This is a genomic window from Rheinheimera aquimaris (genome assembly GCF_020531985.1).
Lineage (GTDB): Bacteria > Pseudomonadota > Gammaproteobacteria > Enterobacterales > Alteromonadaceae > Alishewanella > Alishewanella aquimaris.
Genome location: NZ_JAJAVQ010000002.1, coordinates 31,166 through 57,720 on the forward strand (window position 1 = coordinate 31,166; position 26,555 = coordinate 57,720).

At 48.6% G+C, this 26,555-nt stretch carries 23 protein-coding genes; 13 read left to right on the forward strand and 10 right to left on the reverse strand.

The features are described 5' to 3' along the window. Window positions 1–52 precede the first annotated feature (52 nt). The 4 genes from gyrB to dnaA are packed head-to-tail and all read right to left on the reverse strand — an operon-like array spanning window position 53 to window position 6,068. Window positions 53–2,470, reverse strand: a complete 2,418-nt coding sequence (gene gyrB / locus LHL18_RS05090) for a DNA topoisomerase (ATP-hydrolyzing) subunit B (RefSeq protein WP_226766038.1) — start codon at window positions 2,468–2,470, stop codon at window positions 53–55. After that, window positions 2,454–3,572: a DNA replication/repair protein RecF gene (recF, locus tag LHL18_RS05095; protein ID WP_226766039.1), complete on the reverse strand. Its 1,119-nt coding sequence runs from the start codon at window positions 3,570–3,572 to the stop codon at window positions 2,454–2,456. Before recF ends, gyrB begins: the two co-directional genes overlap by 17 nt. Before the next feature lie 3 nt (window positions 3,573–3,575). Then, window positions 3,576–4,679, reverse strand: coding sequence for a DNA polymerase III subunit beta (gene dnaN, locus LHL18_RS05100; RefSeq protein ID WP_226766040.1), 1,104 nt, complete (start codon window positions 4,677–4,679; stop codon window positions 3,576–3,578). Between the two features lie 12 nt (window positions 4,680–4,691). Further along, the gene (gene dnaA / locus LHL18_RS05105) at window positions 4,692–6,068 is read right to left on the reverse strand and encodes a chromosomal replication initiator protein DnaA (RefSeq protein WP_134053621.1); all 1,377 of its coding nucleotides are present in this window, start codon (window positions 6,066–6,068) and stop codon (window positions 4,692–4,694) included. Window positions 6,069–6,506: 438 nt separating this feature from the next. Here dnaA and rpmH point away from each other — a divergent pair, with 438 nt between their 5' ends. From rpmH to LHL18_RS05135, 6 genes are all read left to right on the forward strand, one after another. Beyond that, the gene (gene rpmH / locus LHL18_RS05110) at window positions 6,507–6,644 is read left to right on the forward strand and encodes a 50S ribosomal protein L34 (protein WP_008222343.1); all 138 of its coding nucleotides are present in this window, start codon (window positions 6,507–6,509) and stop codon (window positions 6,642–6,644) included. 18 nt (window positions 6,645–6,662) lie between these two features. Continuing rightward, window positions 6,663–7,031 (forward strand): ribonuclease P protein component, encoded by a 369-nt coding sequence (rnpA, locus tag LHL18_RS05115; RefSeq protein WP_134053462.1) that lies wholly within the window; start codon window positions 6,663–6,665, stop codon window positions 7,029–7,031. Continuing rightward, window positions 6,986–7,249, forward strand: coding sequence for a membrane protein insertion efficiency factor YidD (gene yidD, locus LHL18_RS05120; RefSeq protein WP_134053460.1), 264 nt, complete (start codon window positions 6,986–6,988; stop codon window positions 7,247–7,249). The genes rnpA and yidD overlap by 46 nt, the downstream gene beginning before the upstream one ends. A gap of 3 nt (window positions 7,250–7,252) precedes the next feature. Then, complete coding sequence (gene yidC / locus LHL18_RS05125) at window positions 7,253–8,890, forward strand: membrane protein insertase YidC (RefSeq protein WP_226766041.1); 1,638 nt, start codon at window positions 7,253–7,255, stop codon at window positions 8,888–8,890. A gap of 178 nt (window positions 8,891–9,068) precedes the next feature. After that, window positions 9,069–10,433, forward strand: a complete 1,365-nt coding sequence (mnmE, locus tag LHL18_RS05130) for a tRNA uridine-5-carboxymethylaminomethyl(34) synthesis GTPase MnmE (RefSeq protein ID WP_226766042.1) — start codon at window positions 9,069–9,071, stop codon at window positions 10,431–10,433. A 186-nt stretch (window positions 10,434–10,619) separates the two neighbouring features. Further along, window positions 10,620–12,521, forward strand: coding sequence for a sensor histidine kinase (locus tag LHL18_RS05135; protein WP_226766043.1), 1,902 nt, complete (start codon window positions 10,620–10,622; stop codon window positions 12,519–12,521). Here the strand turns inward: LHL18_RS05135 and LHL18_RS05140 are convergent. The 6 genes from LHL18_RS05140 to LHL18_RS05165 all read right to left on the reverse strand — a co-directional run bounded on the left by LHL18_RS05140 (window position 12,518) and on the right by LHL18_RS05165 (window position 19,713). Further along, entirely contained in the window at window positions 12,518–13,708 is a 1,191-nt protein-coding gene (locus LHL18_RS05140) for a YbfB/YjiJ family MFS transporter (protein WP_226766044.1), read from the reverse strand. The two genes, LHL18_RS05135 and LHL18_RS05140, sit on opposite strands and share 4 nt — an antisense overlap. Before the next feature lie 89 nt (window positions 13,709–13,797). Then, entirely contained in the window at window positions 13,798–14,292 is a 495-nt protein-coding gene (locus LHL18_RS05145) for a YbhB/YbcL family Raf kinase inhibitor-like protein (RefSeq protein WP_226766045.1), read from the reverse strand. A 23-nt stretch (window positions 14,293–14,315) separates the two neighbouring features. Next, window positions 14,316–14,738, reverse strand: coding sequence for a thioredoxin TrxC (gene trxC / locus LHL18_RS05150; RefSeq protein ID WP_226766046.1), 423 nt, complete (start codon window positions 14,736–14,738; stop codon window positions 14,316–14,318). Between the two features lie 67 nt (window positions 14,739–14,805). After that, a complete protein-coding gene (locus LHL18_RS05155) occupies window positions 14,806–15,303 on the reverse strand; it encodes a DUF6702 family protein (protein ID WP_226766047.1) in 498 nt (165 codons plus the stop codon). Next, on the reverse strand, window positions 15,303–17,789 hold the full coding sequence (locus LHL18_RS05160) for a M1 family metallopeptidase (protein WP_226766048.1): 2,487 nt from the start codon (window positions 17,787–17,789) through the stop codon (window positions 15,303–15,305). The genes LHL18_RS05155 and LHL18_RS05160 overlap by 1 nt, the downstream gene beginning before the upstream one ends. Window positions 17,790–17,943: 154 nt before the next feature. Beyond that, complete coding sequence (locus tag LHL18_RS05165; protein WP_226766049.1) at window positions 17,944–19,713, reverse strand: DEAD/DEAH box helicase; 1,770 nt, start codon at window positions 19,711–19,713, stop codon at window positions 17,944–17,946. A 163-nt stretch (window positions 19,714–19,876) separates the two neighbouring features. Between LHL18_RS05165 and mioC the strand changes: the two genes are divergently transcribed. The 7 genes from mioC (at window position 19,877) to atpB (ending at window position 26,526) form a co-directional block, all read left to right on the forward strand. Next, window positions 19,877–20,314: an FMN-binding protein MioC gene (mioC, locus tag LHL18_RS05170; RefSeq protein WP_226766050.1), complete on the forward strand. Its 438-nt coding sequence runs from the start codon at window positions 19,877–19,879 to the stop codon at window positions 20,312–20,314. Between the two features lie 580 nt (window positions 20,315–20,894). Then, entirely contained in the window at window positions 20,895–22,784 is a 1,890-nt protein-coding gene (gene mnmG / locus LHL18_RS05175) for a tRNA uridine-5-carboxymethylaminomethyl(34) synthesis enzyme MnmG (RefSeq protein ID WP_226766051.1), read from the forward strand. Between the two features lie 17 nt (window positions 22,785–22,801). Continuing rightward, window positions 22,802–23,419, forward strand: coding sequence for a 16S rRNA (guanine(527)-N(7))-methyltransferase RsmG (gene rsmG / locus LHL18_RS05180; protein WP_226766052.1), 618 nt, complete (start codon window positions 22,802–22,804; stop codon window positions 23,417–23,419). 19 nt (window positions 23,420–23,438) lie between these two features. Then, a complete protein-coding gene (locus LHL18_RS05185) occupies window positions 23,439–24,233 on the forward strand; it encodes a ParA family protein (protein ID WP_226766053.1) in 795 nt (264 codons plus the stop codon). Between the two features lie 29 nt (window positions 24,234–24,262). Further along, window positions 24,263–25,138 (forward strand): ParB/RepB/Spo0J family partition protein, encoded by an 876-nt coding sequence (locus LHL18_RS05190; RefSeq protein ID WP_226766054.1) that lies wholly within the window; start codon window positions 24,263–24,265, stop codon window positions 25,136–25,138. 132 nt (window positions 25,139–25,270) lie between these two features. Next, on the forward strand, window positions 25,271–25,651 hold the full coding sequence (locus LHL18_RS05195; protein ID WP_134053436.1) for an ATP synthase subunit I: 381 nt from the start codon (window positions 25,271–25,273) through the stop codon (window positions 25,649–25,651). 14 nt (window positions 25,652–25,665) lie between these two features. Then, window positions 25,666–26,526 carry a F0F1 ATP synthase subunit A gene (gene atpB / locus LHL18_RS05200; protein WP_226766055.1) on the forward strand — a complete coding sequence of 287 codons (861 nt, stop codon included), beginning with the start codon at window positions 25,666–25,668 and terminating at the stop codon, window positions 26,524–26,526. Window positions 26,527–26,555: the final 29 nt, after the last annotated feature.

Genomic DNA, 26,555 nt, shown 5'->3' on the forward strand with positions numbered 1-26,555 from the left:
TACAGGCCCGTTTTTTAATAGCTATCTGAGTAGCAGCGGCTACACAAACTTGTTACACATCCAGGTTGGCAACGTAAAGCGCGTTTTCTTCAATAAAGGCGCGGCGTGGCTCTACATGATCACCCATCAGCGTAGCGAACAGCTGGTCAGCGCCAATCGCATCTTCAATGGTTACCTGCAGCATACGGCGGGTATTCGGGTCCATTGTGGTTTCCCACAGCTGTTCCGGGTTCATCTCACCCAACCCTTTATAACGCTGAATATACAGGCCGCGTTTCGATTCGCTCATCAACCATTCTAACGCTTCAAGGAAGGTTTCTACCGGCTTGATTTTCTCGCCACGGCGGACATAACCACCCTCTTCGATCAGCTCGCGAATTTCATCGCCCAATGCCGCTATGCTCAGATAATCGCGTGAGGTGACAAAATCATGGTGCAGCAGGTATTCGTTGTCGATACCGTGCTGGCGGATAATCACTTTCGGCAGGAATAACTGACGTTCGCGGTCTTCGTGAATTTCATAACGATAGCTGGAACCATCACCCTCTTTGTCATCCAGCCGCTGTACCAGCGTTTTAGCCCACTGTTCACTGTAAGCGGCTGTTTTGGCCTGAGCAACATCCAGCGCCGGCACATAGATCAGTTCGTTTAACAGGTTGTACGGGATTTTACGCGTTAAACGGTCAATGGTTGCAGACACCTTGTGATACTGGCGTACCAGCTTCTCCAGCGCTTCACCACCAATACCCGGGGCATCAGCATTAACATGCAGCGAGGCTTCATCTAATGCCAGCGTGGTCAGGTATTCCGTTAATGCGGCTTCATCTTTGATATATTGCTCGTTCTTACCCTTCTTCACTTTGTAAAGTGGTGGCTGAGCAATATAGATATAGCCGCGTTCAATCAGCTCTGGCATCTGACGGTAGAAGAACGTTAACAGCAGCGTACGAATATGCGAACCGTCGACGTCGGCATCCGTCATCAGGATGATACTGTGGTAACGGGTTTTATCCGGGTTATATTCTTCACGGCCGATGCCGCAACCCAGCGCAGTGATTAGCGTACCTACTTCCTGTGAAGACAGCATTTTATCAAAACGGGCTTTCTCAACGTTCAGGATCTTACCTTTTAGTGGCAATATTGCCTGATTTTTGCGGTTACGGCCCTGTTTAGCAGAACCACCCGCAGAGTCACCCTCCACAATATACAGTTCAGATAATGCCGGGTCTTTTTCCTGACAATCTGCCAGCTTACCGGGTAAACCGGCAATATCCAGCGCACCTTTTCGCCGTGTCATTTCACGCGCTTTACGCGCTGCATCACGGGCACGGGCGGCATCGACAATCTTACCGACGATAATTTTGGCATCGCCCGGGTTTTCCAGCAGGTATTCATTTAGCTTCTCGGCCATAACGCTCTCTACCGCTGAACGTACCTCTGACGACACCAACTTATCTTTGGTTTGCGAGCTGAATTTCGGGTCCGGCACTTTTACGCTGATAACGGCGGTTAAGCCTTCGCGTGCATCGTCGCCCGAGGCCTGCACTTTCATCTTTTTGGCGTAGCCTTCCTGCTCGATATAGGTATTCAGTACCCGCGTTAACGCGCCGCGGAAACCGGCTAAGTGGGTACCACCATCACGCTGTGGAATATTGTTAGTGAAACAGAATACATTTTCCTGATAACTGTCATTCCACTGCATGGCCACTTCTACTGAGATGCCGTCGTCGCGCTCATCCGTAAAGTAAAATGCTTTAGGGTGTACACTGGTCTTGGTGCGGTTTAAGTACTGCACGAAAGCTTCAATACCACCTTCGTATTTGAAATGATCTTTCTTATCGTTACGCTCGTCTGTCAGGATAATGCTGACGCCAGAGTTCAGAAAAGACAGTTCGCGCAGACGTTTGGCCAGAATGTCGTAATGGAAATTGATGTCGCTGAAAATAGTCGGGCTTGGCCAGAAGCGAATCGAGGTGCCTTTATCTTCGGTTTCACCTATTACTGACAGTGGCGCCTGTGGCACGCCCAGACTGTAAATTTGCTGATGCACCTGGCCTTTACGACGAATGGTCAGCTCCAGTTTGTCTGACAAGGCGTTTACTACTGATACACCCACACCGTGCAAACCGCCGGATACTTTATAAGAGTTATCATCGAATTTACCGCCGGCGTGCAGTACTGTCATAATAACTTCAGCAGCAGACACCCCTTCTTCGTGCATGTCGGTTGGAATACCACGACCGTTATCACGCACTGACACTGAGCCGTCGCTGTGGATGGTTACCCAGATATCAGAACAATGACCTGCCAGCGTTTCATCGATAGAGTTATCTACAACTTCAAATACCATATGGTGCAAGCCAGTGCCATCGTCTGTATCGCCAATGTACATACCTGGTCTTTTACGAACTGCATCCAGTCCTTTTAATACTTTTATGCTCGAGGAATCGTAATTATGTTGTTCGGCCATCGTCATCTGTCCGTGCTGTTAGCTGCCCTTGTTCCACGTGAAACATTGCCAGTTGCCCGGCATCAATAAAAGGTGAAACCTGTTCAGCGTTAATTGCAGTAATAAAAACCTGTGAGTTAATATCGCGTAAGTAGCTAAATATCTGCCGGGTAGACTGTTGGTCTAACTCCGACGCCAAATCGTCAATCAATAGCAAAGGCTGTTTCTGCCCACTGTCACGAATGACATTGTTCTGCGCAATTTTAAGCGCAAATAATAACACTTTTAGCTGGCCACGGGATAACACTTCTTCTGCTGCCCCCTGATCCAACCTTAATTTTAAATCGGCTTTTTGTGGCCCGTACTGGGTAAATCCCATCCGGTGATCCTGCATAAAGCTTTGCTGTAGCAGCTGCATTAACTCGGCTGGCTCAGCTATTTTTTCCGGCCAGCCGCGTTGCAGCTGAAAACCAAGTTGCTGCAGTATGGGCTCCTGCTGCGTCAACGCTCTGAAAGCCGCCTCCAGCTGATCGATATAAGCTTGCCGAAAACCCTGTAACTCAAATGCCAACTGCGAAAACTGCTCATCCCAGAACTGAAATTGGCTATCATACTGTCGACTGGTTTTCAGTAAGGCATTGCGCTGTTTCAGCACCTTGCTAAAGCGCAACCAGCTGTCAAAAAACGCTGGTTCCACGTGGAACAATCCCATATCGAAAAACTGCCGCCGCTCTTTCGGCCCGCCAAAAAACAACCTGAAGCTGTCTGGAGTAAGCAGCTGCACTGGCAGCAAGCTGGCAAATTCCGCTAATCGGTTTACATTGGCGCCATTCAGCCGCAGCATTAACTCGCCCTGCTTGTCACGCTGCAAACCCAAACTATGCGTTTGCTGTGCTGTCGCTACCTTAGCGTGCAGCATAAAGGCATCGTTATCGTGCTGCACCAGCCGTTGCGGCCTGCTGGTACGAAACGACCGGCCATGCGCCAAATAATAAATAGCCTCAAGCAGGCTGGTCTTCCCGCTGCCATTCATGCCAACAATTAAGTTAAACCGGGCATTAGCATTTAATGACACTGCCGTCAGGTTACGAAACTGACGGGCAGTCAACGACAGCAGTGACATAAGTTAGAGGCGCATTGGCATAACGACGTACGAGGCTCCGACATTACCAACGCCCTCGACCAGCGCGCTGGAATTGGCGTCGCTCAAATGCAGGATGACCAGATCGGTGCCCAGCGTATTTAATACATCCAGCAGATAGCCAACGTTAAAGCCGATTTCAAGATTATCGCCCTGATACTCCACTTCAATAATTTCTTCGGCCTGTTCATGCTCAGGGTTATTTGCCACTATCTGCATTTCACCGCTACTGAGGGTAAAACGTACGCCCCGGTATTTTTCGTTCGATAAGATGGACGCTCGGGTGCAGGCATCTTTCAATACGCTGCGATGCGCAGTCACCAGCTTAGTGCTGTTACGTGGCAGTACGCGGCGGTAATCCGGGAAACGCCCATCAATCAATTTACTGCTGAACACGTAATTACTGTCAGTCAGCCGAATGTGGTTCTGGCCCAGACTCAATGTAATAAGCTGCTCGTCGCTGGCCAGCAACCGCATAATTTCCAGCACGCCTTTACGTGGAATAATAATTTGTTTTTGTTGCGCGACCAGCCCCGCCAACTCCAGCGAGCTTAGTGCCAGTCGGTGACCATCGGTTGCTACTGCTTTAACGGCACCGTTATCTACTTCAAATAACAGACCATTTAAATAGTACCGCACGTCCTGATTCGCCATTGAAAAGGCGGTATCGTCTAACAGCTTGCGCAATTGTTGCCGCGACAACTGAATGTCGACCTCACCCTGCCAGCTCTCCAGGTTGGGATACTCAGACGCGCTCAGCGTCGACAAAGTGAACTTGGTCTTACCGCAGGTAAGAATGCAGCTATCAGCCTGCAGCTGCACTTTTATATCAGAGGCCTCAGGTAAACTGCGGCAGATATCCAGTAACTTTTTTGCCGGCACCGTAATGCGGCCAGGGCTTTGTATTGTCAGCGCATCAGTGGTTGCTACCAGCTCTACCTCTAAATCGGTACCGGTCAGCGATAAGCGCTCTTCGCTCACCTCTAACAATACATTGGATAAAATCGGCAGTGTATGGCGACGCTCTATCGCTCCGGAAACCATTTGTAATGGTTTTAACAAAGCGTCTCGGTTGATAGTAAATTGCATGACCAAGTCCCTTTACGATGACAAAGTACGGATTAAATTCTGGAAGTCTTCTTTGATTTCGTGTGTTTCTTCTTTCAGTGATTCTATTTTACGGCAGGCATGCAGCACCGTCGTATGATCGCGACCACCGAAAGCATCGCCGATTTCAGGCAAGCTATGATTAGTTAGCTCTTTTGACAGTGCCATCGCCATCTGTCGCGGCCGCGCTACAGAGCGAGAACGGCGTTTTGATAGCAAATCTGCGACGCGGATTTTGTAGTATTCAGCGACGGTTTTCTGAATGTTTTCAATGGTAACCAGTTTATCTTGCAGCGCCAGCAGATCCCGCAGCGCTTCGCGGACAAAATCGATGGTTATAGGCCGGCCGGTAAAGTTGGCGTTGGCGATAACCCGGTTTAACGCACCCTCGAGTTCGCGTACGTTTGAGCGTAAGCGCTTAGCAATAAAAAATGCCACTTCTTCCGGCAAACGGATCTGGTTCTCATGAGCTTTACGCATCAGGATCGCAACCCGGGTTTCAAGCTCCGGTGGCTCGATCGCTATCGTCAAACCCCAGCCAAAGCGGGATTTCAGCCGGTCTTCTACACCATCAATTTCTTTTGGATAACGATCACTGGTCAGGATGATCTGTTGGTTACCTTCGAGCAGCGCATTAAAGGTATGAAAAAACTCTTCCTGCGAGCGCTCTTTATTAGCAAAGAACTGGATATCATCAATAAGCAGTGCATCCACTGAACGATAATAACGTTTAAACTCTTCTATCGCATTGTTTTGTAAGGCTTTAACCATATCCTGTACAAAGCGTTCAGAGTGCATATAGATGACTTTAGCGTCGGGCTTTTTTGCCAAAATGCCATTGCCAACCGCATGCAATAAGTGGGTTTTACCCAAACCGGTTCCACCGTAGATAAACAACGGGTTGTAAGCTGTACCGGGGTTGTCTGCGACCTGGCTGGCGGCTGCCCGCGCCAGTTGGTTAGATTTACCTTCAACAAAGTTGGTAAAGGTGTAGTTAGCCCGAACGTTACTGGTGACAATGGTTTTAGGGGCCGGTTCAGGTGCGTCTTTTGCGACCGGTTCTGCTGTATGCGCCACTGCAGCAATAGCGGCCGGCGCCGGTGCTACGGATCGCCCTTTTCCTACAGAGCTGCTGCCGACGTCAAATTTCAGCCGTGGTGCATCATCACCACAGTAATCCTGGATCAGCTCCATAATCCGGTTCAGATACTTCTCACGTACCCAATCCAGTACAAACCGATTAGGTGCGTATAACGTTAACCCTGTGTCAGAACTGTCAGCTTGCAATGGACGGATCCACATACTGAAATGCTGCGCGGGTAATTCAGCTTGCAGCGCTTGCAGGCAATTTTGCCAAACGGACTGATACACCATATCTCCTGAAGCCTTAGTTATAATGGTTAAAAAGGCTGGCGTAAGTTATCGAAGCGCACATTATGGTACTATCTTATCCACAAGTTCAATATTGACTTTTTCAAATTAGCAGCCTGCGCCAACAATTAAAATCAACACTTTGTTTTGTTTGAATAAATTTCTCTTATATCGATTAATAATACCGCCGGTTTCGCTGGAACAAATTTGAACTAACCGCGAAGTAACCCACACTTTATTCAGCCGACAACAGCGTATCTGTGGAAAACTTAAATAAAAACAGGATCGGACAGGATCGCGCAGTAATAAAACGCAGGATCAGATTGACTTTGCCCCTGAGACTACTTAAAATTCGCGCTCATTTTTGTCAGCTGCGTTTTGGTATATTTACTAAAACACAGAAACCTTTAGTAAATATTTCGACCGAACGGGTGAATTATGAGTAAAAGAACTTTTCAACCAAGCGTATTAAAGCGCAAGCGTAACCACGGTTTCCGTGCCCGTATGGCCACTAAAAATGGTCGTCAGGTATTAGCGCGTCGTCGTGCTAAAGGCCGTAAGCGTTTAACAGCTTAATCAGCGGTTAGCCGCTGAGTGGTCAGCTTAAAATTCGGCAGGGAGTTACGCCTGTTAACTCCCGGTCAATTTGATAACGTCTTCCAACTCCCTTTCCGGGTATCTTCTCCGCTGTTTACCATCCTGGCAAAAGCCAATCACCTGCCTCATCCCCGATTAGGCCTTACTATCGCAAAAAAACGTGTTAAATTAGCCGTGCACCGTAACCGCATTAAGCGCTGCGTGCGTAACAGCTTTCGTTTGCACCAGCATGAGTTGCCAGGTGTCGATTTGGTACTGATGGTAAAGGGTGATATTAGCAATACGGCTAATGACGAGTTACAGAGGCAACTGGAAAAGTTATGGCGCAAGATCGAACGCCAATACACCGCTTCGCTGTCAGCTTAGCCTTGCTGCTGTTACGCGGTTACCAGAGACTTATCAGCCCTCTGCTTGGGCCAAGCTGCCGCTTTCACCCCACTTGCTCGCACTATGCCATTACGGCAATAGAGCGCTTTGGTGTGATTAAAGGCAGTTGGTTAACCACGAAGCGGTTATTAAAATGTCATCCCCTGCATGCAGGCGGTGATGATCCTGTTCCTGAAAAGCACAATGAGAAAAGCTAAGCCATGGAATCACAACGTAGTTTATTAGTTATTGGTCTGGCACTGGTCAGTTTTTTACTGTGGCAACAGTGGAATATTGACACGGCGCCTAAGCCTGTCACACCGGCAACCCAACAAGACAGCAACGCTACTGGCGGCTCAGCCGATTTGCAGCTGACCACTGCAGATGCAGAGCAACCGGCAACCAATACCGTAGAAGCAGCCCGCACTATTGCTATCAGCACCGATGTGCTGCAGCTTAAAATCGACACCCGCGGTGGCGACATTGTTGCATTGCAATTGCCAGCCTTCGAGCTGCATAAAGGTGAAGGCGATGCGTATCCACTGATGCGTAAGCTGCCTGGCTTTGAATACGTTGCTCAAAGCGGTTTAATTGGCCGCGACGGCCCGGACGACAGCCGTAACAGCCGGCCGGTATATACCGCGACACAAAGCAGCTACACCCTGACTGATGGCGCGGAAGAACTGATAGTACCTTTAACGTTTAACCGCAATGGTTTAACGGTAGAAAAACGCTTTATTTTCAAAGCGGGCCAATATGATGTCCGGGTAGAATATCTGCTTCACAACCAAAGTGGCGAAGTTAAAACTGTACAACCCTACCAACATTTGGTGCAAACCATCGATAGCGGTAAAAAGAGCAGCATGATGATGCCAATTTACCGAGGTGCAGCCTTTGGCACATCGTCAGAACGTTACAATAAGTACGCGTTTGATGATATGCAGGAAAAGAATCTGTTAGAAGCCACGACCGGTGGCTGGGTTGCAATGCTGGAACACTACTTCGTTTCTGCCTGGGTACCGGATCAGCAAACAGAAAACCAGCTGTACAGTTTAGTGCGCAATGGCCAGGGCGCAATCGGTGCCAAGGGCCCAGCTGTTAATATCGAACCCGGAGCTCAAGCGACTTTAGGCAGTACCTTTTATGCCGGACCAAAAGATCAGGATCATCTGGCAAATATCGCCAATGGCCTGGATTTAACCGTTGATTACGGCTTCTTATGGTTTATCTCACAACCTCTGTTCTGGTTACTGACTACCATACAGGGTTTTGTCGTAAACTGGGGCTTAGCCATTATCTGTATTACGCTGATTGTTAAAGGCGCCATGTACCCACTGACCAAAGTGCAGTACGAGTCTATGGCAAAAATGCGTAACCTGAAGCCAAAAATTGACGAGCTGCAGGCTCGCTACAAAGATGACCGGCAGAAAATGGGCCCGGCAATGATGGAGCTGTATCGCAAAGAGAAAGTTAACCCTATGGGTGGCTGTTTGCCGATGCTGATCCAGATGCCGATTTTCCTGGCACTGTACTGGGTATTCGTTGAAAGCGTTGAGTTGCGCCACGCCCCGTTTATACTATGGATTAATGATCTGTCAGCTCAGGACCCATACTATGTGTTACCTGTGTTGTTTGGTCTGAGCATGTTCTTAATGCAAAAGCTGACGCCAATGCAGGTGACTGACCCAATGCAGCAGAAGATTATGATGTGGATGCCGGTAGCGTTCTCAGTATTCTTCCTGTGGTTCCCAAGTGGCCTGGTATTGTACTGGTTTGTCAGTAACCTGATTTCTCTGGCGCAGATGTTATACATCTACAAAGGTATGGAAAAGAAAGGCTTACATACTAAAAAGGCCTGACGCGATACCATCCCGGGTGTTCCTGTATAGCAGCGGCAGGGATGCCGCGCAGGCTGAGACAATACAGGGATGTACTGTCGAAGACGGCGAAGCAGGAATTTCCCGGTTCATACTCTGAGCAATATCAATAGCCTGTCGCACTATGCTGACAGGCTTTTTCTATTAAGAGGCAACACTCATGTTTACTACCGACACCATCGCCGCTTTAGCTACAGCCCCCGGCCGCGCCGGTGTTGGTATTATCCGTATCTCCGGCCCGGATACCAAGGCGGTGGCGCAAGCGATACTGCACCGCCTTCCTAAGCCACGTTATGCCGAATATCTGCCGTTTTTTGACAGCAACAAGCAGGTACTGGATCAGGGCATAGCACTGTATTTCCCCGGGCCAAACTCCTTTACCGGCGAAGATGTACTGGAACTACAAGGCCACGGCGGCCCGGTGTTACTCGATATGCTGTTAAAGCAGGTATTGGCGCTGCCAAATGTACGTATCGCACGCCCGGGCGAATTCTCCGAGCGCGCCTTTTTAAACGACAAGCTGGATTTAGCCCAGGCCGAAGCGATTGCCGATTTAATTGATGCCAGCAGCGAGCAAGCCGCGCGCAGTGCCATGCAATCGCTGCAGGGCGAGTTCTCGCGTCATATTCATGAGCTGGTGGAAAAAGTCATATACCTGCGTATGTACGTTGAAGCCGCAATAGACTTTCCGGATGAAGAAATCGACTTTTTATCTGATGGTAAAGTCGCTGGCGATCTGGCGGAGATAATAGATTATCTGGCTAATGTGAAGAAGCAAGCAACGCAAGGCAGTATTCTGCGTGAAGGTATGAAAGTGGTGATTGCCGGCCGGCCCAATGCCGGTAAATCGAGCTTATTAAATGCCTTAGCCGGCCGTGAAGCCGCTATTGTTACCGACATCGCAGGTACCACGCGCGATGTATTGCGTGAACATATTCATATCGACGGTATGCCGCTGCATATTATCGACACTGCCGGTCTTCGCGAAGCAACCGATCAGGTCGAGCAAATAGGTATTGAACGGGCCTGGAAAGAAATAGAGCAAGCCGACCGGGTGCTGTTTATGGTTGATGGCACCACCACCGATGCGACTGATCCACATGATATCTGGCCTGATTTTATCGACCGCTTGCCAGCCAACTTAGGCGTTACCGTTATCCGCAACAAAGCCGATTTAACCGGCGAGCCAATGAAGGCTGATTTGACAGCTAAAGCACCGGTTTATCGTTTATCAGCTAAAACCGGCGCCGGTATAGATGCGCTACGCGAGCATTTAAAACAATGTATTGGTTTTGATGCCAGCGTTGAAGGCAGCTTCCTCGCCCGCCGCCGTCATTTAGATGCTTTAGATCGCGCAGCCGAGCATTTAGCTATTGGTCAGGAGCAGCTGCACAGTTTTATCGCCGGTGAGATCCTGGCAGAAGAGCTGCGTTTAACCCAGCAGCACTTAAATGAAATCACAGGTGAATTCAGCTCGGATGATTTGCTGGGACGAATATTCAGCTCGTTTTGTATCGGAAAATAAAATCTTCTTACACGACAAGCCTCTGGCATCCGTCAGAGGTTTTTCGTCCAGCTATTTGGTACTTATTTAATCTGCCGCTACACTTTCACTAAATTAACGTTAATACCACTTCAAAGTTTCTTCTGTGACGCATTAGATTAACCAAATTGCGAACTTCAGGCTTTTAAGCCTGGCAAAGGAGTATTGATGGTAGTAGGACTCGCGTATCAACGGCATGCCAAAACTGTTCTATCCATAGTTTTTATTATCATTGTGGCAGGCATTAGCCTGGTCAGTAAAAGCTTAATTGACATGAAGCAAATAGAGTCTTACTGGATAGCTCATGTTAAAAAATCCAATCAGATAACAGCAGAGCTCGCCAGCATCCGTCATCACCTGGGCTATGGTGGTTTTATTCACAACTTTAAGAATTTAGTGTTAAGACAAGATGTTCAACGTTATCAACCACGGATAGAGCGCGATATTCTCGCAGTACAGGATGATTTAGCCAGGTTGCACAAACTGCTGGATGACCCAACCAGTATTCAGGCGCTGTTACAGCTTCAGCACACAGTCACGGAGTATCAAAGTAAGTACTATCTGGCGCTGCGTATGCTACAACAAGCGAGTAGCGACAGTATTGATGCCCAGGTTAAAGTAGACGACGAACCAGCATTACAGGCGCTTGCAACTTTGGATAACCTAATCAGAAAGCAAACCCGTGCGCTGATTGATGACGCCCGCCAGCGCAACGAGCAAGCGCGGCAATTTATGTTGTATGGTGCTCTATTACTCTTACCACTGCTGTTTATTGCAGTCGGCTTTATCATCAGTTTGCTAAAACGTATCGTGCTAATCACTGATGAAGTCATAGCCACCAGACAAGATCTGGATAACCTGCTGTCGACTGCGCCGGATCCGATGCTGACTATAGGCTCTGACGGCCAGATAGTGCGGGTAAATCAGCAGGCGGCAAGCTTTTTTCAGCAGAGCTGTGATGCTCTGCTGGGTCAGCCAGTGATGCAATGGGTTCCTGCTGACCTTTCATGTCAGCAGCCAGCAAGCTACAGCGGATATATTCAGTGGCTGACCGCCAAACAAAACAAAGGCGAGCGGATTATCAGCACAACATCCGTTAATGATGAACAGCGCAGCGTTGAAATAACACTGGCAAAAACAGCTACCCGAAATGATACCGTGACCACACTGACACTGCGTGATATTACGGAGCAACTGCAGATGCGTGCCGCTCTGATAGCAGCAAAAGAGCTGGCTGAACAGAACTTGCAGCGCCAAAAAGCCATGCAGGATGAACTGGTGCAGGCCGAAAAAATGGCCGCGCTAGGTAAGCTGGTTGCCGGTGTAGCGCATGAAATTAATACCCCGGTGGGCATAATGCTAACAGCGGCGTCACACTTACAATGCGAGTCTGTCACCATTACGCAGAAACTTCAGCGGGAAAAACTCGGTGCAAAGCAACTATCAGCTTACTTGCAAACCACACTGGAAAGCTCAGATCTTATCTGCAACTGCTGTAACCGGGCGGCGGAGCTTATTCAGAGTTTTAAACAGGTTGCAGTTGATCAGGCCGGCGCCGTCAGGCGGCAGTTTGATATGGCAAGCTACCTGAACGAAGTGGTACAAAGCTTAAAACCGAGTTTTAAAAACCGACCGGTATCAATCAACATAAACTGCCCGGAAGGTATTACGCTGGACAGTTATCCTGGCACGGTGGCGCAGGTCCTTACCAACCTGGTTTTAAACTCGCTTAGACATGCATTCAGCGAAGAACAGACCGGTAGGATCGGGATAACCATCAGCCCGCTGGAGCAACCGGCTAATTGGCTGGAATGGCTATATGAAGACGATGGCGCTGGTATACCCAATGAATACCATAGCAAAGTATTTGAGCCGTTTTTTACCACCAATCGCCAGCAAGGTGGCAGCGGTCTTGGTCTACATATAGTGTATTCCTGCGTAACACAAGTACTGCAAGGCTCTATAGTAATGTCCAGCACACCGGATCAAGGTACCTGCTTTATTATCCGTATCCCGTTAACGGTGCAGGATGAAACATCAGCGCAGTCTTCACCAGGCAAACTGAATTAACTCAACCTGTCGAACTGAATGGCAGACCGGCCATATGCGGCTACCGCTATCAGCAGCGCACCCAACCCGACAAAAGCAGCAGCCAAGTATAATCCGATGTCATAATTACCACTACGGGCCGCCAGATATCCGGTCAGAGCAGGCGCCAGTACCTGCGCACTGCCGTACGCCAGCGTCATTTTACCCATTAGCATTGCCGGCTTGCCAGGGTACAAGCGCCCGGCCATGGTGAGTACCAGGCTGACAACGCCAATAAAGGTGGCACCAAAGAGGGCCGCACTTAACAGCACAGCAAAGACATTGTTAAACCACAACGGTAGCAGTATAGATATCAGCTGCAGCAGCAGTGCCAGCAGTATCGCTTTAAGATAACCCGTGCGTCTTGCCAGCAGATCCCACAATAACACCGCAGGCGCGCCAGCCAGCCCCAGCACGATAAAACTGAGATTTCCGCTACCCGCCAACCCGGGCATCCGCTCCACAATGGTGACAATAAAGGTGGCGCTGATAACATAACCGTACCCAGCGCAGAAATAGCTGGCCAACAGCAGATAGAATAGCTTCGGGCTAAGTGGTTTCACAATTTCAGGCGCTGTCTGAGACGTGACCTGAGCAATCGCAGGTTTAGGCAACCAACGCCAGGCTGGCAGCATCAGAGCTAAAGAAAATACAGCCAGATACAGCCACTGAGTGCGCCAGGCCAAATCCAACACCAACATAACCTCAACCAGTATTGCACTGAGCGCGATGCCCAAACCTAAGCCGGCAAAATGTAATCCGAGCTCGGCACGCTGGCCATTACGCACCAGCCAGTGCAGGATCAGCGCCGACGCCAGCAGCATGGAGCCTGCACTGCTTAAACCCGCGACAAAGCGCCAGAAAGCCCACAAGTAAAGATTTTCGCTCAGCGCCATCCCCAGGGTGCTCAGTAAAGCCAAAACCAAACCCAGGCGATACAAGGTGTCTTTAATTTGTAAACTACTGACTGTTGCAGCCAGTAAAGCGCCGCTCATGTAGCCGGCATAATTTACCGCCGCCAGGTAGCCGCCGGTGGCATCATTAAGCAGGGTTTGCTGCTGCATTATTGGTAGCAAAGGCGTATAGGCAAAGCGGGCTATACCCAAACAAAACAGCTGACTGAAAAAGCCGGCAAATAGCACGTAAAATCGCTGTGAAGACAGATGCATGTAAAGGCGTCCGCTGGCTAAAAAAGCAGCTTAGCGTAAGAAAAAAGGCCGCGATATGCGGCCTTAGTCTGATAACCAGATATACAGGTTTAACGGGCGTAAGTCGCCGTCAGGGTGGCTTTACCCAAAGCCATTGCATTTAAATTAAAGCCAACAGCGGCGGCACTGGCACCATCCGGCACCGGCAAGGCTTCTTCCGGTAAGGCCCATACGGTAAACTGATAGCGATGCATACCATGGCCTTCTGGCGGGCAGGCGCCGCCAAAGTCTTTGCTACCATAGTCATTGCCAAAGCTACGACTACCGGTAGGCAAGCTGCCTTTACCGGCGCCCCGCGCCAGGCCCGTTGCATCAGCCGGAATATCGGCTACCAGCCAGTGCCAGAAACCAGAACCCGTTGGGGCATCTGGGTCAAACACAGTAACGGCAAAACTTTTGGTGCCCGCAGGTGCATGCTGCCAGTTCAGTTCAGGCGAAACATTTCCACCACTGCAGCCCCAGCCATCAAACTCGTGTACCTTTGCCATAAAGTGGCCTTCCTGAATGTCCGGGCTACTTAAAGTAAAACGTTGCGTTGTCATCATGCCTCCAAAAGGTGAGTGAATACTTACTTAAACTGAGATAACCATTGATAAAAGGCTTGCTTTGGCAATGCACCCGACTGCTGCGCCACCACGTTACCTTGCTTAAATATCATCAGCGTGGGTATAGAGCGAATATTAAACTGCGCCGCCAGTTGTTGTTGCTGTTCGGTATCAATTTTGCCAAAACGGAATTGCGGCTCCAGCTCGCTGGCAGCCTGGCTGAAAACAGGGGCAAAACTCTGACATGGCCCGCACCAGCTGGCCCAAAAATCGACTACCAATGGCAGTTCAGCTTTTTGCGCATGGGCGGCAAAGTTTGCCGGAGTCAATTCGACCGGTTTGCCACGGAATAACGCCGTTTTGCATTTACCACAAACCGGTTGCTGCTGCAGACGTTCGGCCGGCACGCGGTTCAGCGCCGCACAATGAGGACAGGCAATAATCATGAAAATTCCCCAGACACAGTGATATGCAGACTATATAGCGTCTGGCGCTGCAATTTTAAAGGGAGGGTTAAAATTGCAGTTGTTGCCAGGTTGTCTGGTTATCAAAAGTCAGGCTTTTGATTCTGCCGCGCCCTTCTACATTGACGACATTAATCTGACTGGGCCAGATTGCCTGTAGCGCATCCTGTTTAATGCGCAGCCCCTGCAGCTCATCAGGTAACGGCATTTCCTGATATACCCAGAAAAAACGCCCGTCCAGCTGACCGCCAAGCAAGGTTAACGGTAACACTTCGCCCCCAAGTGTCTGCAGCGCGAAGTGCTCGCTGACATACTGACTGAAAGTCTGTTGTGTTTGCTCGCTGTTTAATAAATCAGCCGACTTATCGAACAGCTCTTTTACGCCATGTTCGGCATCATGCACGTAAAAACGGTGCATTACCTCAAGATTGCCACTGCGGGTGTTAAACAGCACCCGGGTCAGCGCAGTTTTCATTTCATGTGCCAGTGCCTGGCCATTACCGGCCAGCACTGACAACATCATTACAATTGCCGGCAACAGACGCATTAATCGTCCTTGTTACCGTCTTTATCTGCTGCATCTTTCGCTGCAGGGTCTTTCAGCTTGGTTTTAATGTCGTGCATAATATCGCGGCTGACCTTGGCTTTACTCTTCTCGGCTTTGTACGCTTCGATGCGTGACGGAATAATACGGCGTGGATAATAGTTATTTTCCACATCCACATCTGCCGTCAGCCATTTCGGGTCCACTTCAACGCTCTGCAACACTTTTTCTTTGTCAGTAACAATAAGTTTGCTGACATTGAACGGGCTGCGGCGCCAGATTTCTGCCGGAAGGTAGCGCTCTTCAGAGCTACCGTCAGCATAATTCAGCTGCAGCAGTATCGGCATTACCAGGCCACCCAGGTTGCTAAAATCGAGCACGTAGTAATTTTTGTCTTCTTTAACCGCACGCTCAAATACCTGACGTTCCCATGGCTCTAACTCTTTCAGGAACTTGTTATAGGCATTCCGTTCTTTGTTCGTTACGGTGAACTGATCATGCTCATCATAAAAATCAGTCACATCTTTATTGCGCTCAACCCATAAGGTTTTGCCTTCCGCTTTGTTCCGTTCAACAAAGACTGAAGCTGGTTTATCTGCTTCTATCTGGCGCAGGCGGGCAAAATCAATATCCGGATTTTTAGTATCCAGTTGTAATTTGTATACCCGATCAAGTGAAATATCGACATGATCTGTGCTGTAGAACCAGCCACGCCAGAACCAGTCCAGGTCAACTCCTGAGGCTTCTTCCATAGTACGGAAAAAATCTGATGGTGTCGGGCGTTTAAACTTCCAGCGCTGCGAGTATTCTTTAAAGGCAAAATCGAATAATTCGCGGCCTAAAATCACTTCACGCAAAATATTCAGCGCCACGGCAGGTTTAGTATAGGCATTTGGCCCTAAACGCAGCACGCTGTCCGATTGTGTCATCGTCGGCACCTGTGTACTGGATTTCATATAATCCACGACATCACGCGCTTCCACGCCCCATGGAATAGTCGGGTCCCACTCGCGGCCGGCGATACCGTCAAGAAAGCTATTTAACCCTTCATCCATCCAGGTCCATTGCCGTTCATCGGAGTTCACAATCATCGGGAAATAATTGTGCCCCACTTCATGGATCACTACGCCAATCAGAAAACGTTTCTCAGCCTGAGAATAGGTGCGGCTGCCATCATCCTGTAATTTGGTACGCGGACCATTAAAAGAAATCATCGGATATTCCATACCGCCCACCGGGCCGTTAACCGATTGCGCGACCGGGTAAGGGTAATCAAATGAGAACCGCGAATACACTTCCAGCGTGTGAACAACGGCTTCAGTAGAGTATTTCTGCCAAAGTTCACCGCCTTCTTTCGGGTAGAACGACATTGCCATCACGAAAGGTTGCTCGGCACCACCTTGCTGATAACCTTTGGCATCCCAAATAAATTTACGTGACGATGCCCAGGCAAAATCGCGCACATTGTCAGCTTTAAAATGCCAGGTTTTAGTTTTGTCCGTGCCGGCTTTCTCGTTTTCCAGTGCTTCCTGTTCAGTAACAATAAACACAGGGCGCTTAGCCGTTTTTGCCTGCTCCAGCCGTTGCTGCTGTGCTTTGGTTAGTACTTTACTGCTATTTTGCAACACGCCGGTGGCAGAGACGACATGATCAGCCGGTACCGTCAGGCTGACATCATAGTCCCCAAACTCCAGCGTAAACTCACCACGGCCAAGAAACTCTTTGTTGGTCCAGGCTTCGTAATCAGTGTAAGCCACCAGACGCGGGAACCATTGCGCCAGCAAAAAGATATCGTTACCGCCTTCGCGCTCGTCTTTAGGGAAATGCTCATAGCCGGAGCGCGCAGATACGGCGTCTTCTTCAACAATGTTAAAAGAAAAATCCAGGCTAAAGTCTACTGCCTGACCGGCTTTTAACGGCTTTTCCAGGTCGATACGCATTAACGTACCCACCAGCGTTGCTTTTAATGCTTTGCCATTGCTGGTTTTAATATTAGTGATGGAATAACCAAGTTCATTATCGGCCATAAACTGCTGACGACGCAGCTCGTCCAGACTTAATTTCGCTGGTTCATTGCCGCTGGCCAGTTTGGTCTCAGGCCCACGCCGGCCAATGCCACCAAAACTGGTCGACATCTCAGCCATAGAATCATTTTTAAAAATGTTTTGATCCAGCTGTAACCACAGATACTTCAGTGTGTAAGGTGAATTGTTCTGATAATGCACGCTCTGGCTGGCACTGAGCTGGCGCTGGGTTTCATTCAGACTGGCTGATATTTTATAGTCAACTTGCTGCTGCCAGTATTTTTCTGCCGGCTCGCCCGCAGCATTACGATACACATTAGGTGTAGGCAGTACTTCATCAAGCTGACGAAACTTATCTTCAAAATCACCTTTAGTCTGGCGGATGGCATCAGCACCGGCCAACTGACTGCACAGCAGCAAGCCCGCCATGCTAAATATCGAATATCTGGAAAAAGTGGTGGCCATTAGCAGCGCTCTCTGGTTATTAGAATATATTTTTCGCTGGCTACAATAAGAAACTTCGGCAGGTCAGACAAGGGGGCTTTAACACGTTATCCGGTTAATCTGTCGCCAATAAAAAAGCCCCGCTATCGCAGGGCTTTGAATTAACGCTATTTGGTTAGTCTCTTGGCTTACGTGGCGCACGGGGTGCGGCACCCGGCCGTGGGCCTGGCCCGTTAGACGGACGACGGTCACCCGATGGCGCTGCGCCAGTGTCTACGGTGATATTCAGTTTCTGCTTACGCACATAGACTTTCTTCAGGTGCTGAAATATTTCGTTCGGAATAGCCGCAGGCAGCTCTACGGTACTGAAATGATCAAACAGCTTGATGTTACCGATAAACTGGCTGTCTATGTTAGCTTCGTTAGCAATAGCACCAACGATATCACCGGCACGTACACCGTGCTCTTTACCGACCTCAATCCGATAGGTCTGGTAATCGCCTTTCATTTCACGCTTAACACGCGGACCACGATCCGGCCGATCACCCCGTTCAGGGCGATCACTGCGTTCGCGGCGTGGGCGGTCTTCACGCTCGCCACGGGCATGCGGTTCACGGATTTCCGGGAACTGACTGGCCACATTCAGCGGCTGATCTTTTTGTGCCAAATACAGTAAAGCGGCGGCTAGTTCGGCATCAGTCGCTTCTATTTTTTCGCGCCAGTCGTTGATCAAATCCTGGAAAAAGCTCAGGTTCTGCGTTTCAACAGTTTGTGCCAGTTGCTCGCGGAACGACTCGATACGACGTTGTTCAATAATTTGCCCTGACGGCAGCGACATCTTATCGATTGGCTGTTTGGTAGCATGCTCAATGGTACGCAACAAACGGCGCTCACGTGGTGAAACAAACAAAATAGCCTTGCCTTCACGACCAGCACGGCCGGTGCGGCCAATACGGTGGACATAAGCTTCGCTGTCGTACGGTATATCGTAGTTAACCACCAGACTGATGCGCTCGACATCCAGACCGCGGGCTGCAACGTCGGTTGCAACAATAATGTCCAGCTGGTTAGCTTTCATTTTGCGGATCGTCAGCTCTCGGTGCGCCTGGTTCATATCACCGTTCAGGCAGGCAACAGCATAACCGCGGGCGCCCAGCTTCTCTGCAATTTCTTCAGTCGCACTTTTAGTACGTACGAAAACGATAGAAGCATCATACTCTTCGCCTTCAAGTACACGGGTTAAGGCATCCAGCTTCTGATTGCCGTCAAGCATCACATAGCTTTGCTTAATGCGCTCAACCGTACTGGTTTTTGACGCAATCTTAATTTCTTCGGCATCTTTTAAATGTTTCTGTGCAATAGCCCGGATCGGTGCAGGCATCGTCGCAGAGAACATTGCGACCTGACGACCTGCCGGCGTGGCGTCCATAATGGTCTGCACGTCATCGATAAAGCCCATGCGTAACATTTCATCAGCTTCATCCAGCACGATAGCGCGCAGCTTATCCAATTTTAAGGTGCCGCGGTCTAAGTGATCCAGAATACGACCCGGCGTACCGACTATCACCTGAGAACCGCGCTTTAACGATTTCAGCTGATTGGTATAACTTTGCCCACCGTATAAAGGTAAGACATGAAACGCAGGCATGTAGCGGGCATACGCCTGAAACGCTTCCGCAACCTGAATAGCCAGTTCGCGGGTAGGTGCTAGCACCAGAATTTGCGGATCATTCTGTGAAGGATCCAGACGCGCCAGTAATGGCAAAGCAAAAGCACCTGTTTTACCGGTACCTGTTTGCGCCTGGCCAAGCACGTTTTCACCAGCTAATAACTTGGGGATAGCCGCCGCCTGAATAGGCGAAGGTGATTCATAGCCAAGTTCAGTTACAGCACGAACAATAGCTTCAGGCAGCATAAGCTGGGAAAATGACACAGTGTCAGACATACGTTGTTTAAACCTCAATAACACGCAGGCGTAGTGGTAGTGCTATTGTTGTTTTTACTTAGCCTGCAAAGCAGTAAAAACACGTAAATCAGGCCAAAAACATAGCATTGACCGATTTTATTCCAGTAGTATAGCCAAACATTCTTATGACAAGAGGCCTATCATGATAGACATCCTCGTTGGCAGCCAAATGGGCGCAGCGGAATATGTGGCAGAACAAGTTGCTGAAACACTGGTACAAGCGGGCTATGACGTTAAACTACATCTGAAACCCGAACTGGATCACCTCAACCAAAATCACGTCTGGTTAGTAATCACATCCACCTATGGCGCAGGAGATCTGCCTGATAATATTCAACCCTTTGCGGATCAATTAGCACAAGATCGGCGTGATCTTACCACACTTTCTTATGCCGTGATCACTTTAGGTGACTCAGGCTACGATACTTTTTGCGAAGCTGGGCGAAAAATAGACCATTTACTACAGAAAAGAAGGGCTCGCCGTTTAATTACAGCATTAGAAATTGATGCTCAGGATCCGCAATTACCCGAAGATACTGCCCTGCTCTGGCTACCCCAGCTAATAAAAAATCTGCGATAAAAAAAGCGGGTGCAAAACACCCGCAAACACAAGTATCTCTCAGGAAGAACAGGATAACGTTAGTTTCTCCCGGGTTGGCCTCAGCAATAAAACCAACTTGACGCCACAGTACAGCGCAGCAGTTGCTTTGTCCTGATATCAGCATGATAAAGCCATGATAAGTGACAGATCAGCTAAGATCGGTTTACCCCCAAGTTATATACAGACTTTAAAATTTATCAGATCATCTGTGCATAACTAACGATAAAAGTGGTGATTAAGCTGTATTTATCCTAGTTATAAAAAAAATATTTTTTTGATATGTGGATAACACCCCAAGTTGATCACCGGTTCAACGTCAGCAGATCCTAGTTTGATCACAGGATCTGATCCAATCTAACTTGCTGATCCTTTTCGTGAAGATCTACTTATGCACCTATCAGGCGGTCTCTAATAGTAAAAATAATAAAAAGATCTCTAAAAAGATCTTATTTAATTTAGAAGATCCTCTGCCCTCTGTAGCATTCCACTTAACCTCAGATCAGGCTACAATACGCCTCTTTGAAAACGTGATCTTATTAATCCAGATACTGAGGCAATTATGCTGTACCAGCAGACATTCGACGTTATCGTTGTAGGCGGCGGCCATGCAGGCACTGAAGCTGCATTGGCAGCAGCGCGTATGGGTCGTAATACCCTATTGCTTACCCATAATGTTGAAACACTGGGACAGATGTCATGCAACCCGGCCATAGGTGGCATTGGTAAAGGTCATCTGGTAAAGGAAATTGATGCCCTGGGCGGCGCCATGGCTATCGCTGCTGACAAAGGTGGTATTCAGTTCCGTACGCTTAACAGTTCCAAAGGCCCGGCAGTTCGAGCTACCAGGGCCCAGGCTGATCGTCAATTGTATCGCGCAGCTATCCGGCATATGCTGGAAAACCAACCTAATTTAAGTATCTTCCAACAGGCATGTGATGACTTAATTGTTGAAAATGACAAAGTTACCGGCGTTGTTACCCAAATGGGCCTGAAATTTAAGGCAAATGCTGTTGTACTGACTGTTGGTACTTTTCTGGGTGGCCAAATACATATCGGCTTGCAAAGCCACTCAGGCGGCCGTGCCGGTGATCCGCCGTCTATCGCGCTGGCAAAACGTCTACGTGAATTGCCTTTTAGGGTCGACAGATTAAAAACCGGTACACCACCGCGCATTGATGCACGGACAGTTGATTTTTCGGTAATGCAAGCTCAGCCGGGTGACAACCCAACACCGGTATTTTCATTTCTAGGCAAACAAGCCGATCATCCTGCACAAATACCGTGTTACATCACTTATACCAACGAAAAAACCCATGATGTTATTCGCAATAACCTTGACCGCTCCCCTATGTATACCGGCGTAATTGAAGGTATAGGTCCGCGTTATTGCCCATCTATTGAAGATAAAATCATGCGTTTTGCCGATAAAGACAAACATCAGATCTTTATCGAGCCAGAAGGCCTGACTACTCACGAACTTTATCCGAACGGTATATCAACCAGCCTGCCATTTGATGTGCAGCTGAGCATAGTCCGTTCAATTAAGGGTATGGAAAATGCTCATATAACCCGTCCTGGTTATGCCATTGAGTATGATTTCTTTGATCCGCGCGATCTGAAAAGCACACTGGAAACCAAGTTTATCAGTGGTCTGTTTTTTGCTGGCCAGATTAATGGCACAACGGGTTACGAAGAAGCCGGTGCACAGGGTTTACTGGCTGGCTTAAATGCCGCCTTATTCAGCCAGGACAAGCAAGGCTGGTCACCTAGCCGCGATCAAGCTTATTTAGGCGTGCTGGTTGATGATCTGACAACACTTGGTACTAAAGAGCCATATCGTATGTTCACCAGCCGGGCTGAATATCGCCTGATGCTGCGTGAAGATAACGCTGATGCCCGTTTAACCGAGAAAGGCCGTGAATTAGGCCTGGTAGATGATGTGCGCTGGGCTGCGTTTAATGAAAAGATGGAACAAATTGCGCTGGAGCGTCAACGCTTAAAGCAAAGCTGGATCCATCCACAACACGCTGCACTGGGGCAGGTAAATGCCCTGGTAAAGACACCTTTGAGCAAAGAAGCCAGTTTAGAAGAGCTGGTACGCCGGCCAGAAGTCAATTATATCGATCTGATGCAAATCGGTGACCTTGGCCCGGCGCTGACAGATCCTGCCGCAGCTGAACAGGTTGAAATTCAGATCAAATACGAAGGGTATATTCATCGTCAACAAGACGAAATTGCTAAACAGCAACGTAACGAACAAACGTTATTGCCGCAGCAATTTGATTATAAAGCCGTTAAAGGCTTGTCAAACGAAGTTATTGTTAAGCTGAACCAGACTCAGCCACAAACCGTTGGCCAGGCATCGCGTATTTCCGGTATTACACCTGCAGCCATTTCACTGTTACTGGTGTACCTGAAAAAGCAGGGCTTGTTGCGTAAAACGGCTTAACTCAGACAAGGTTATTGATGCTAGAACAATTACGCTCGCTGGTTGCGCAAACCGACTTATCGCTGACAGATCAGCAACTGCAGCAATCTGTTGAATATGTAAAGCTGCTGGATAAATGGAACAGTGCCTACAACCTGACATCTGTGCGCGATCCACAAGAAATGTTGATCAAACATGTGATGGATAGTCTGGTGGTGGCGCCACACCTGAGCGGAGATCGCTTTATTGATGTTGGCACCGGACCGGGTTTACCGGGTGTATTACTCGCGATCTACTATCCGGATAAACAATTTACTCTGCTCGACAGTCTGGGTAAACGTGTTCGTTTTCTCAATCAGGTGAAATTGCAGCTGAAGTTGAGCAATGTTTTCCCCTTACAAAGCCGGGTAGAAGACCATCAGCCAGAACATGGCTATGATGGCGTGATCAGCCGCGCTTTTGCTTCTATGAACGATATGCTGAACTGGTGCAGGCATTTACCTGCGCCAACTGGGCGCTTTTTCGCCATGAAAGGTGCAGCTGTACAAGAAGAAATTGCAGCTTTGCCTGATTTTGTTAAAGTAGCGTCCGTTCAGCCATTGCTGGTACCACAGTTGCAAGCGCAACGGCATTTGGTAATACTGGACCCCTGCTAACTGATAACGAGGACATCTTGTGGCGAAAGTGATCGCAATAGCTAACCAGAAAGGTGGTGTAGGTAAAACCACTACGGCAGTGAATCTGGCTGCCTCGCTGGCTGCGACCAAGCGCAAGGTACTTCTGATCGATTTGGATCCTCAGGGCAATGCTACTATGGGCAGCGGGGTCGATAAATATGAGCTGCCAGCGACTGCCTATGAATTGCTGGTAGATGACAAACCGTTAGTTGATGTATTGGTCAAAGAAACCAGTGGTGGTTATCATCTGGTTGGCGCTAATGCCGATCTCACCGCTGCTGAAGTGCGTTTAATGAATGTTTTTGCCCGTGAACTGCGTTTGCGCAATGCACTGAAAGATTACCGCAACAGTTACGATTTTATTTTTATCGACTGCCCGCCTTCACTCAATATGCTTACGGTCAATGCCATGGCTGCTGCAGATACTGTACTGGTACCAATGCAGTGCGAGTATTTTGCTCTGGAAGGTTTAACCGCTTTGGTTGAAACTATTAATCAGCTGGCTGCGGCTGTTAATTCAGAGTTAAAGATCGAAGGTATATTAAGAACGATGTACGATCCGCGTAATCGTTTGGCCAACGACGTATCAGAGCAGTTAAAACAACATTTTGGTGACAAGGTCTACCGCGCCGTTATTCCACGCAATGTGCGCCTTGCCGAAGCACCCAGTTTTGGTGCGCCGGTAATGTATTATGACAAGAGCTCAACCGGGGCTAAAGCCTATCTGGCGCTGGCTGGCGAAATGTTACGCCGGGCCGATAAAAAAACGGTTAACAGCCCCGCCGCTGTCTGAGCGTTAATTTTTTAGGGAAGCAATTTAGCATGTCGGTAAAGAAACGCGGCTTGGGCCGGGGTCTGGATGCCTTACTTACATCCAACAGAACCAGCAACAGCGATACTGCCACTGTGATCAGCAGCGAACTGCAGCAGTTGCCGGTTGAATTTCTCAGCCCTGGCAAATATCAGCCGCGTAAAGATATGTCACAGGAAGCCTTGGAAGATTTAGCCAGTTCTATTCGTGCCCAGGGCGTGATCCAACCAATCGTTGTGCGCCCGCTTGCTAAAAACAAATTCGAAATTATTGCCGGCGAGCGACGCTGGCGTGCCAGTCAGCTGGCGCAGTTGTCTGAAGTACCCTGTATTGTTAAAGATGTGCCGGACGAAGCGGCTGTTGCTATAGCGCTGATAGAAAACATTCAGCGCGAAGATCTGAATGCGATGGAAGAAGCGGTAGCACTGGAGCGCTTACTGAACGAATTTGCGCTTACTCACCAACAAGTGGCTGATGCTGTAGGTAAATCCCGTGCCTCGATAACAAATCTGCTGCGTCTGAACCAGTTAAATGAAGATGTTAAATTATTGCTAGAGCATGGCGATATTGAAATGGGCCATGCCAGGGCTTTATTGGCATTAAAAGAGACTGAACAGTCTGATGCAGCACGCCTGGTGGCCGCAAAACAGCTTACCGTGCGGGAAACCGAAAATTTAGTACGACGCATACTGGAACCTAAACCTGCCGTTGCCGAGAAACCTCGTGATCCGGACGTCATCTCACTGGAGCAGCGTTTAAGCGAACGTTTTGCCGCACCGGTGCAAATCAGCTACAACAGCAAAGGTAAGGGTAAACTGGAGATTGCCTACAGTAGCCTGGATGAGTTAGATGGCATTATTAGCAAGTTGAATGTAACTGAGCATTAATGCACCAAAATGTACCAGAATTCTGTACTATCGTAGTGCCGCCGCCGCTTTTTGTTGCAAATTAAAGGCAAATAAGTATACTTTCGCAAGTTTTCATAACCCCCTACAAGGGCGATTTCAGGGGGCTAAAAAGTGACAGATAAAAGTGTGGCTGAGCAACGAAAATCAGCCTATAAGCTGGTGTTGTGCCAGCTGGTAGTAGCCGGGGTTATCGCACTGGCTTTTTTTTTAGCTGCCGACGCAGCCGCGGCCAAATCTGCCATTAAAGGTGGTTTAGTTGCCGTGATACCAAATTGTGTATTTGCGTTTTTCGCGTTTCGTTTCAGTGCATTAGATAACGCAAATATTGTAGTGGCCGCCTTTATGCGGGGGCAGTCACTAAAACTAATTTTAACCGCTGTGTTACTAGCCGTAGTTTTTTCACAGCAGCAACTGGTACCTGAAGTGTTTTTAACCGGTTTTCTGCTCACTCTGCTAGCACAATGGTCAGCACCGTTTTTTTTTAAACATTAACAATGGGATGAAACATGGCTGCAGGTGAAGAGTTAACTCTCTCTAGCCATATTCAGCACCACCTTACTAACGCCAAAATGTGTACTGTCGATGGCAGTGTTGCATTTAACAAAGCGTGTAGCGAGGCCGGGTTCTGGACATGGCATGTCGATACATTAGCGTGGTCTATCGGGCTGGGTTTGTTGTTTCTGTGGATTTTCCGCAGCGCAGCAAAAAAAGCAACAACCGGTGTACCCGGAAAGTTTCAGTGTTTTATCGAAATGGTCGTCGAGATGGTTGCCACCAACGTTAAAGACACTTATCACGGTAAAAGTAAGCTCATCGCACCACTGGCACTGACCATCTTTGTCTGGGTGTTTCTGATGAACCTGATGGACTTAATCCCTGTCGATTTCCTGCCTGCTTTTGCCGGTTGGGTTGGCGCGACCGGTTTTGGCATGGATTCACACGATGTGTACATGAAAATTGTACCCACGACTGACGTGAACCTGACTGCTGCTCTGGCCATCGGTGTATTTATTCTGATGATCGGGTATTCAATCCGGATTAAAGGCGTGCTGGGCTTTATTAAAGAGCTAACGCTGCATCCGTTCAGCAGTAAAAGCGTGCCACTGCAGATTATACTTATCCCGGCTAACCTGATCCTGGAAACCATAGCCTTAGTCGCTAAGCCGTTTTCACTGGCCCTGCGGTTATTCGGTAACCTGTATGCTGGCGAGATGATCTTTATTCTGATTGGTGCCATCGGTTTAGCGCAGTTACCACTGCACTTTATCTGGGCGGCATTCCATATTCTGGTCATTGTGTTACAAGCGTTCGTATTTATGATGCTGACCATCGTTTACTTAAGTATGGCCAGTTCAGACAATCACTAATTTTTTTAAACTTTAACTTTAACTATTGA

Bases quoted from the DNA above. Each gene is read 5' to 3' on its own strand.
- mioC (WP_226766050.1), top strand. From the start codon at position 19,877: ATGATAGACATCCTCGTTGGCAGCCAAATGGGCGCAGCGGAATATGTG.
- LHL18_RS05140 (WP_226766044.1), bottom strand. From the start codon at position 13,708: ATGCATCTGTCTTCACAGCGATTTTACGTGCTATTTGCCGGCTTTTTC.
- LHL18_RS05160 (WP_226766048.1), bottom strand. From the start codon at position 17,789: ATGGCCACCACTTTTTCCAGATATTCGATATTTAGCATGGCGGGCTTG.
- LHL18_RS05165 (WP_226766049.1), bottom strand. From the start codon at position 19,713: ATGTCTGACACTGTGTCATTTTCCCAGCTTATGCTGCCTGAAGCTATT.
- LHL18_RS05190 (WP_226766054.1), top strand. From the start codon at position 24,263: ATGTCGGTAAAGAAACGCGGCTTGGGCCGGGGTCTGGATGCCTTACTT.
- mnmE (WP_226766042.1), top strand. From the start codon at position 9,069: ATGTTTACTACCGACACCATCGCCGCTTTAGCTACAGCCCCCGGCCGC.
- yidC (WP_226766041.1), top strand. From the start codon at position 7,253: ATGGAATCACAACGTAGTTTATTAGTTATTGGTCTGGCACTGGTCAGT.
- LHL18_RS05145 (WP_226766045.1), bottom strand. From the start codon at position 14,292: ATGATGACAACGCAACGTTTTACTTTAAGTAGCCCGGACATTCAGGAA.
- yidD (WP_134053460.1), top strand. From the start codon at position 6,986: ATGGCGCAAGATCGAACGCCAATACACCGCTTCGCTGTCAGCTTAGCC.
- LHL18_RS05155 (WP_226766047.1), bottom strand. From the start codon at position 15,303: ATGCGTCTGTTGCCGGCAATTGTAATGATGTTGTCAGTGCTGGCCGGT.
- trxC (WP_226766046.1), bottom strand. From the start codon at position 14,738: ATGATTATTGCCTGTCCTCATTGTGCGGCGCTGAACCGCGTGCCGGCC.
- LHL18_RS05135 (WP_226766043.1), top strand. From the start codon at position 10,620: ATGGTAGTAGGACTCGCGTATCAACGGCATGCCAAAACTGTTCTATCC.
- recF (WP_226766039.1), bottom strand. From the start codon at position 3,572: ATGTCACTGCTGTCGTTGACTGCCCGTCAGTTTCGTAACCTGACGGCA.
- rsmG (WP_226766052.1), top strand. From the start codon at position 22,802: ATGCTAGAACAATTACGCTCGCTGGTTGCGCAAACCGACTTATCGCTG.
- gyrB (WP_226766038.1), bottom strand. From the start codon at position 2,470: ATGGCCGAACAACATAATTACGATTCCTCGAGCATAAAAGTATTAAAA.
- rpmH (WP_008222343.1), top strand. From the start codon at position 6,507: ATGAGTAAAAGAACTTTTCAACCAAGCGTATTAAAGCGCAAGCGTAAC.
- atpB (WP_226766055.1), top strand. From the start codon at position 25,666: ATGGCTGCAGGTGAAGAGTTAACTCTCTCTAGCCATATTCAGCACCAC.
- dnaN (WP_226766040.1), bottom strand. From the start codon at position 4,679: ATGCAATTTACTATCAACCGAGACGCTTTGTTAAAACCATTACAAATG.
- mnmG (WP_226766051.1), top strand. From the start codon at position 20,895: ATGCTGTACCAGCAGACATTCGACGTTATCGTTGTAGGCGGCGGCCAT.